7 protein-coding genes and 1 riboswitch are annotated in these 8180 nt (G+C 75.1%); of the genes, 3 read left to right on the top strand and 4 right to left on the bottom strand.

Annotated elements, in window-relative coordinates:
* Positions 1–64 precede the first annotated feature (64 nt).
* A complete protein-coding gene (locus D455_RS0117495; RefSeq protein WP_017572009.1) occupies positions 65–1330 on the bottom strand; it encodes a CaiB/BaiF CoA transferase family protein in 1266 nt (421 codons plus the stop codon).
* Between the two features lie 7 nt (positions 1331–1337).
* Positions 1338–1721 carry a DUF3870 domain-containing protein gene (locus tag D455_RS0117490; RefSeq protein ID WP_017572008.1) on the bottom strand — a complete coding sequence of 128 codons (384 nt, stop codon included), beginning with the start codon at positions 1719–1721 and terminating at the stop codon, positions 1338–1340.
* Positions 1722–1936: 215 nt separating this feature from the next.
* A riboswitch (SAM riboswitch) is annotated at positions 1937–2051 on the top strand.
* A gap of 59 nt (positions 2052–2110) precedes the next feature.
* Here D455_RS0117490 and D455_RS0117485 point away from each other — a divergent pair.
* The 3 genes from D455_RS0117485 to D455_RS0117475 all read left to right on the top strand — a co-directional run bounded on the left by D455_RS0117485 (position 2111) and on the right by D455_RS0117475 (position 4937).
* Positions 2111–3445 (top strand): aminotransferase class V-fold PLP-dependent enzyme, encoded by a 1335-nt coding sequence (locus D455_RS0117485; protein WP_017572007.1) that lies wholly within the window; start codon positions 2111–2113, stop codon positions 3443–3445.
* Positions 3446–3699: 254 nt separating this feature from the next.
* On the top strand, positions 3700–4407 hold the full coding sequence (locus D455_RS0117480; RefSeq protein WP_017572006.1) for an SAM-dependent methyltransferase: 708 nt from the start codon (positions 3700–3702) through the stop codon (positions 4405–4407).
* Positions 4398–4937, top strand: a complete 540-nt coding sequence (locus D455_RS0117475; protein ID WP_017572005.1) for a DinB family protein — start codon at positions 4398–4400, stop codon at positions 4935–4937. Before D455_RS0117480 ends, D455_RS0117475 begins: the two co-directional genes overlap by 10 nt.
* An 18-nt stretch (positions 4938–4955) precedes the next feature.
* On the opposite strand, the gene D455_RS30840 is transcribed toward D455_RS0117475, so the two are convergent.
* Positions 4956–5741, bottom strand: coding sequence for a class I SAM-dependent methyltransferase (locus D455_RS30840; RefSeq protein WP_017572004.1), 786 nt, complete (start codon positions 5739–5741; stop codon positions 4956–4958).
* Between the two features lie 216 nt (positions 5742–5957).
* On the bottom strand, positions 5958–8180 hold a 2223-nt coding region (locus tag D455_RS0117465; RefSeq protein WP_017572003.1), incomplete at its 5' end, for a primosomal protein N'.

Here is an 8180-nt window from a genome sequence, read left to right as displayed (position 1 = left end):
GTCCGGGCTCCGGGCGTGGCGGTTCCGGCGCCCGGCGCGGGTCGCGCGCACCCGGCCGCGGGAGTCAGGGCAGGTCGGGCTGTTGGACGGCGCCGCGCTCGACCATCGCGTCCACGCTGGCTCCGTCCACGCCGAGCTCGGCCAGGACCTGCCGGGAGTGCTGGCCCAGCAGCGGCGGCGCGGTGAGCGGCGGCGGGCTGTTCTCCAGGCGAAAACCCGCGCGGACCTGTTCGAGCAGCCCGGCGGTGGGGTGCTCCACGGTGCGCAGGACGTCGTCGCCGCTGGCGTCGGCGGTGCGCAGCGCGTCCAGCACGCCGCGCACCCGCCCCACCGGCACCCCGGCCTCCACCAGCAGCTCCATCCAGTGGTCGGCGGGCCGGGACCGCAGGGTCGCCGACAGCTCCCCGACCAGTTCCCCCCGGTGCGCCACCCGCCCCGGATTGGTGGCGTAGCGCGGATCCCCGCCCAGGTCGGGGCGCTCCAACGCCGCGCACAGCCGCTGGTACAGGGCGTCGTTCCCGGCGGCGACGACGATCTCCGCGTCCGCCGTGGGGAAGGTCTGGTACGGCACGATCGTGGTGTGCGCGTTGCCGACCCGCGCGGGCTCCGCACCCGTCACCAGCGCCTGCTGGGTGAGGTTGACCAGGCCGGAGAGGGTGGAGTTCACCAGTGACACGCTGACGTTCTCACCCCGTCCGGTCACGCGTGCCCGCATGAGCGCGCCGAGGACGCCCACGGCCGCGTTCAGCCCGGTGAGCACGTCGGTCAGGGCCACGCCCACCTTGCTCGCGGGTCCCTCGGCCGGGCCGGTGGTGGCCATCAGACCGCTCTCGGCCTGGACCACGATGTCGAACCCGGGGCGCGTGGCGGGTTCGTGCTCGGGGCCGAAGCCGCTCACCGAGCAGTACACGACGGCCGGATTGCGTGCGCTGACCGCCTCGTAGCCCAACCCGAGGCGGTCGATCACCCCCGGCCGGAAGTTCTGGATCACCACGTCGGAGGCCGCGCAGAGCTCCTGGACGGCGGCCAGGCCCTCGGGGTCCTTCAGGTCCACGGCCAGGCTGCGCTTGTTGCGGTTCACCGACAGGAAGTAGGCGGCCTCGCCGGGGGAGTCGTCCGTGGCCCCGGCCCAGGGCGGCCCCCAGGCACGGGTGTCGTCGCCGCGGCCGGGCTGCTCCACCTTGACGACCTCGGCGCCCATGTCGGCGAGCAGCATGGTGGCGTACGGGCCCGCCAGGACCCGGGACAGGTNGGCCACGCGCACGCCCGCCAGCGGCAGCGGCGCGTGCGGCCCGGTGGCCGCGTGGGAGGTGGGACGGGGGTCGGCCATGGGTGCGCTACTCCTCGCGGTCAGGGTCGCCGGGCAGCTGGTCGCCCTCGCGCAGCTGGCCGTAGGTCTCCAGGCAGCGCCGCAGGGCGGTGGTCAGCGCGGCGCCGGACTGGCCCGCGTAGCGCGTCTGCACCCGACGCACGAGTTCGGCGATGTCCTCGGTCACCGACGCCCCCTCGACCAGGGCGCGGAAGAAGTCCTTGGCCAGGTCGGTGAGCAGGGTGGTGTCCGCGGCGACGATGCGGCCGTCCGCGCTGTCCACGGCGAGGACGACGCCGAGGCGCTGGTACTGGGAGTGGCTCGCCACCGAGTCGGGCAGACGGGCGTAGCCGGACACCAGGACGACCCTGGGGTTGCGGAAGACCTGCTGGATACGGTCGCTGCCGTGCAACGTACACACCTCTCGCTCGCGGGCACGCGAAAACTCCGACGCTCTGGAGTCTCGCGCCTGGAGGGCGGCCGGGGGAAACCGGACACCCGCGGCGTGAGGGCAGGCAGGGACAAGTATGTCCCCATCGCGTTCACCGCTGTCAAGCGGGGCGGTGGTTCGGGCCACACACGGCTCCCGGTGCCGGGACCGGAACGCCTGTGCTAACCTGCCTCGCAGGTCACGAGTACCAGCGTCAAGCCCCGGCTTGCTGGTCGGCAACCCTCCTTCCGCGGTGGGGTGCCCCGGGTGAGGACCAGGTCCCGACACGACCGTGTCGGACAAGCGCGGACCCCGAGGCGCTGCCACGACGGCACCCCCGCGGGTCCCACGACCCGCAGGAGAGGTGTTCCATGACCACTGTCAGCCCCGTCCACAACGTTCGCGCCGCGTCCCCGGCCGACACCGCCGCGTGCACCGTCGTCACCTCCGACGAGGGCGTGCCCCTGGTCACCGGCGGAAGCGTCGAGTACGCCAACCTCGACTACGCGGCCAGCGCTCCCTGCCTGACCCCGGTGGCCGAGGCCCTGGCCGCGGCGCTGCCCCACTACGCCAGCGTGCACCGCGGCGCGGGCCACCACTCCCAGGTCAGCACCGACGCCTACGAGCGCGCCCGCCGCAGCGTCGCCCGTTTCGTGGGCGCGCGTCCCGCCGACGCCGTGGTGTTCGTGCGCGGCACCACGGACGCCCTCAACCTGCTGGCCCGCTCCGTGCCCGAGGGCTGCACGGTGGTCGTGTTCGAGTCCGAGCACCACGCCAGCCTGCTGCCGTGGGAGCACCCCGCCTCACGCGCCGGGAACGTGGTGCGCCTGCCGCTGCCCGACTCCCCGGAGTCCGCGGTGCGGGCGGCCCGCACCGCGCTGCGCGAGGCGCCGCGGGGGCCCCGGCTGCTGTGCGTGACCGCCGCCTCCAACGTCACGGGCGAGATCTGGCCGGTGGAGGAGCTGGTGGAGGCCGCGCACGCCGAGGGCGCCCGCGTGGTCGTGGACGCCGCCCAGTACGTGCCGCACCTGCCCTTCAGCCTGGCGGCGACCGGCGCCGACTACGTCGCGCTGTCCGCCCACAAGCTCTACGCCCCCTTCGGCTCCGGGGTGCTGGCCGGACGCACCGACTGGCTGCGCGAGGCCACCCCCTACCTGTCCGGCGGCGGGGCCACGCGGCTGGTCACCGAACACGACGTGGTCTGGAACGACCTGCCCGCGCGGCACGAGGCGGGCAGCCCCAACGTGCTGGGCGCGGTGGCGCTGGCCGCGGCCTGCGACACCCTCACCCCGCGGACCCAGGAGCTGCTGCACGTCCGCGAGTCGGCGCTGCTGGAGCGGCTGCGCACGGGACTGGCCGCGATCGACGGCGTCACCGAGCTGAACCTGTGGGGTTCGGAACAGCCGCGTGTGGGCATCGTGTCCTTCACCGTGGACGGTCTGCCCGCCGACCTGCTGGCCGCCGCCCTGTCCGCCGAGTACGGGATCGGCGTGCGCGACGGCCTGTTCTGCGCGCACCCGCTCGTCCGCCGCCTGCTGCCCGAGGGTCACGGCCAGGCGGTGCGGGCGAGCCTGGGCGTGGGCACCACCGACGAGCACGTGGACCGGCTCGTCGGCGCGGTCGCCGACCTGGTGGCCCGGGGGCCGCGCTGGGAGTACGCCGACTGCGACGGCCGTCTTGCCCCGGTTCCCGACCCCGGGTTCTAGGCCGTTCTTTGGATCGTTCCGTGCTCGCGGCCCCGGACCGCCCCCCCGGAGCGGACACGTCTTCGACAAACCTTGGGCCTGAGACCTCGCAAAAGTATAGATAGGGCGCATAACACCCACTCGTGTGCTGAGAATCACGTTCCCAGGCGGTACCATCGGGCCCTGACGGCATGGCGCGACGCTGTCCGGGCCCGACCGGCCCGTCCCGCGGCGCGCCTGCCTCCCGCGAGCGAACCGGCTGGGGGAGCGTGATCGTGACCAACGTCCGAGGACCCAAGACAGGTCCGCTCGCGGCCGTGTCCCGGGGGCGCGAACGCGTTCCCGTCCCCGGCCAGCGGTCGGGCGTGGTCAGCCTCGGCTCCCGGACGGACGAACGGCCCGACCCGCGGCATGCCGAACACACCCGCCTGCACCAGGCCTTCCTGGGCCGCGTGATCGACTACCTGTGCGCTGACGCGGGCGTGCGCCAGTTCGTCGACTGGGGGTGTCCGGTGCCCGGCACCGCCGAGCGCGTACACGCCACCGCCCCCGAGGCCTCCGTCGTCCACGTCACCCCGTACGGCGCGGCGGGCATGCTCTCCACCGCCAGTACCGCCGTGCTCTCCGGAGACGGCTCCGGAACGGACACGCTCCTGCGCCGCCTCAGCACCTCCGGGCTCGTCGACTTCGGCGAGCCCGTCGCCGTTCTGATGACCCGCCCCTTCACCGCCGACGACCCGCCCGAGGGGATCGGCGACCTCCACGCCCTCATGCGCGCGGGCGGCTACCTCGCCCTCGCCTCCCCGGCTCCCCGGGCCGCGGTGGAACGCGCCTTCGCCCCCTTCCTGCCGGTTGAGCCGGGGGTCGCCGACCTGCGATGGTGGCCCTATCCGGACGAGGAGGTGTCCGACCACGGCACCGGGACTCTGGCGGGGCTGGGCCGGGCGCCCCGCGGGGAGGGGAATGTGCGCGGATGGCGGTGAACTGGACCGGAGAGGTCCTGGCACAGCTCCAGTTCCACTGGGAGTACTCCCTGTGGCCCAGGCTGGAGGGCCTCACCGACGAGGAGTTCCACTGGACGCCGGTGCCCGGCGCCTGGGCCGTGCGCGAGGGCCCGGACGGTCGGTACCGGCCCGACGGGGCCGTTCCCGAGCCGGATCCGCCGCCGGTGACCACCATCGCCTGGCGGCTCGGCCACATCGTCGTGGACGTGCTGGAGACCCGGGTCAACTGGCACTTCGGCGACCGCACCGCCACGCGCGAGAACATCGACTGGCCCGCGACCGCCACCGACGCCAGACAGCGGCTGCGCCACGCCTACGAGACCTGGTCCGGACACGTCCAGGCGCTGGACGACCAGGGGCTGGCCGCGCCGGTGGGCGGAGCCGAGGCGCCCCAGTGGGCGGACTTCCCGATGGTCGCGCTCGTGCTGCACGTCAACCGTGAGGTCATCCACCACAGCGCCGAGGTGGCCACGCTGCGCGACCTGTACCGCGCCGGATACGGCGGCTGAGTACTCCCGGGGCACGGCTCAGGGCCTGACCATCTCGTGGAGGACGGCTCCGGCGATGAGGCTGTGACCCCGCGTTGGGTGGTGCTCGGCGAGGCTGTGCAGGACCCTTCGCTCGAACGCGCGCCGGTCGGCCGGGCCGAGGGCGTCGTGGAGCCACCGGTTGCCGTGGGAGAGCAGCCACCGCCAGTGCGCCTCGGGGCCGTCCAGGGGCAGCGAGAGCTCCGTGGCCGCCGTGCGTGTGTACCGCAGCCCGGCCTGCTCGGCGAGCTCCCCCCAGTCCGGGGGAGGCCCGCCCATCCCGGCGGGCGCGTCCGCCAGGGCCGCGAACTCGTCGAAGATCGTGCCGTAGCGCGACCACCAGCCGCCGTCGGCGCTGGGGCCGGGGGTGGAGAAGGCGAGCGCCGCCCCGGGGGCGAGCACCCGGGCCACACCGCGCAGCGCCGCGCCCGGGTCCGGAAGGATGTGGAGGGCGAAGCCGCTGAGCACCGTGTCGCGGGAGGCGTCGGGCAGGTCCAGCGCCTGGGCGTCCATCACGCGCGCACGCAGACGGGGGAGCGGGAGCGCGGCCAGGGCGCCGACCATCCGGGGCGAGACGTCCACGGCCAGGATCGAACACGAGGGCCCCAGCGCCTCCGAGACCGCGACGGACACGGCACCGCGCCCGGCGCCCAGGTCCAGCAGCCGCGCGCCGCGAGGAGGCTCGGCCCAGGCCACCAGCCGCCGAGCGAAGGTGGTGAAGAAGGGCACCGACGCGTCGTAGACGTCGGCCACCGAGTCGAAGAGGTCCGCGGTGGAGTCCGCCATGGCGGACAGTCTTCCGGGAGCCCGCCGACCCTTCAACGGGTTTTCCCGCTGTGCCTGGCGCGGCACCGCGGGAGTTCCCCACCCGTTCCGGGCGCGGTGCCCGCGTGTGCGTGGCGGTCCCGGACACCGGGGCCGGGGGCCGGCCGCGGCCGTGGGCAGGTGTCCTTGGAGAGCCGTGCCTCGTGCGTCACACCGGTGACGCCTCCGGCCGGAGCACTAGACCACGTGCAGCGGGTCCACCCTGACCTGTGCCAGGTGCTCGTCGCGGCGCGCGCTGCGGGCCGAGGCCGCCACCTTGAGAGACCGGGCCAGCGCGCCCACCCCGTTCCGGGGCACCCGCAGCAGCGCGCGCTCCGTCTGGTGGGTCCCGTCCGGGCCGACCGCCCGGTCCGCGCCCACCGGCACCGGCCCCAGGAGTTCGGCGCCCTCGGGCAGTTCGATCTGGTCGAGCAGCTCGCGCACGTGCTCGGGGCCGCCGGTGACCGAGGCCATCGACACCGCTGGCGGGAACCCCAGTTCGCGGCGCTCGGCCAGCTCGCGCTCGGCGAAGCCCCCGGGGTCCCAGCGCACGAACGACTGCACGACCGGTAGCGAGGCGTCGGCCGACACCACCACCGTGCCGCCCGGCCGCACCAGCGCCGCCGCGTTCAGCCAGCGCCGCAGCGCCTCCTCCGAAGCGCGCAGGTCCATCCGGTTCAACAGCGCCCAGCCGTCCAGCAGTACCGCCGCCGCGTACCCGTTCTCCGCCACCGGTTCGGCGCCGGGGGTGGCCACCACCAGCGAGGGTCTGTCCGCCACCCGGGACAGGACCTCCTCACGGCCCGACGTACGCACGGTCAGCGAGGGGAAGGCCCGTCCCAGCTCCTCCGCGGTGCGACGGGCACCCACCACCACCGCTCGCATGCGGGTGACGCCGCACTCCGGGCACGCCCACTGGCCGGCCACCCGGCCGCACCAGCCGCACGAGGGCATGGCGTGCGAACCGCGCACCGCGAGCGGGCCCCGGCAGGAGTCGCAGCGGGCGGGCTCACGGCATCCGGCGCAGGCCAGGGTGTTCAGGTACCCCCGGCGCGGCACCTGGAAGAGCACCGGGCCGGTCCGGGACGCCTCGCGTGCCGTACGCAGGGCCACGCTCGGCATCCGCGCCGACCGCGCCGCCTCGTCGCGCGCCAGTTCGCGGTCGTCCCCGGCCGCACGTACCAGCGGCGCGCGGCGACGCAGGGTCGCCCGGTCGGCGACCAGCGGGAGCGCCCACCCCGACTCGGCCAGCAGCTGGGCGTCGGTGGTACGCGTGTGCCCGCCGATCAGGGCGCCGGCGCCGACGCGGTGCGCGCGCATCGACAACACCGTGCGCGCGTGCGGATAGGGGGCGTGCGGATCGGCGTGCACGTCGTCGCCGTCGTCCCACAGCACCACCAGGCCCAGGTCGCGCACGGGCGCGAACACCGCCGCGCGGGTGCCGACCACGACCCGGACCCGTCCGCGCAGCACCGACAACCAGCGACGGTAGCGTTCGGCCGGTCCGAGGTCGGCGGTGAGCGCCACGTACCGGTGCTTTCCCAGGTGACGTTCCAGGGCGGTGTCGACGGCCTCCACGTCGCGGCCGTCGGGAACCACGATCACCGTGCCGCGCCCGGCGGCCAGGGCCGCGTGCGCGGCGACCGCCACCGCGTCCGCCCAGTCCGTGCCGGGCAGGGCGTTCCACACGGCCCGGGCGGGCTGGCCCGCGCGCAGCGCGCGCAGGAACGAGGGACCGTCGGGATAGTCCGCCCAGGGGCCCGGCTCCACCTCGGCCGCCCCGGGGGTCCCCTGCGCCGTGCCGGGCGCCGCGCCCGCGGTCTCCGAGGCGGCTGCGGCCGTGGCCCCGGTCGGTGCTCCGGAACCGGAGCCGGCCTGGGAGTGGCTCCGCCCCACGGCGGTTTCCGCTGTCTCGGAGGTCCCACCGGCCATTACCGTCTCAGCGGACTCGTCGTCAGCGTTCGGTGCTGTGGCCACCGTGGTCCCACCGGTCTCGGTGGGACCGGACGGAGGGGTGCCCGTGTCCGCGCCGGTCGGGTTCGGGGCCGTGTCGCCCATGTCGGGTGCCGTCTCGGTGCCCTCGGCGGTCTTCGCGTCGGAGGCCGCGGCCCTGGCCGCCTCCTTCTCCACGCGGGCGTGGCGGGGCGGAACGGCCAGGCGCAGCACGTCGCTCAGCGTGCCCGCGTAGCGGTCGGCGACCGCGCGGGCCAACCCCAGGATCTCGGGGGTCAGCACCGGTTCGGGGGAGACGACCGACTCCAGGTAGGCCAACCGCCCGGAGAACTCCGAGGTCTCCACCCGTTCGGCCAGGAAACCGCCCAGCTGGCGGTTGTTGAAGCGCACCTTCACCCGGCACCCGGGCACCGCTGCCTCGTCCATGTCGGCGGGCACCCGGTAGTCGAAGTACCGGTCCAGGTGGGG

This window comes from Nocardiopsis halotolerans DSM 44410 (genome assembly GCF_000341065.1).
Lineage (GTDB): Bacteria > Actinomycetota > Actinomycetes > Streptosporangiales > Streptosporangiaceae > Nocardiopsis > Nocardiopsis halotolerans.
The sequence above is the reverse complement of the archived record's forward strand: the minus strand, read 5'-3'. Positions and strand labels throughout refer to the sequence as shown.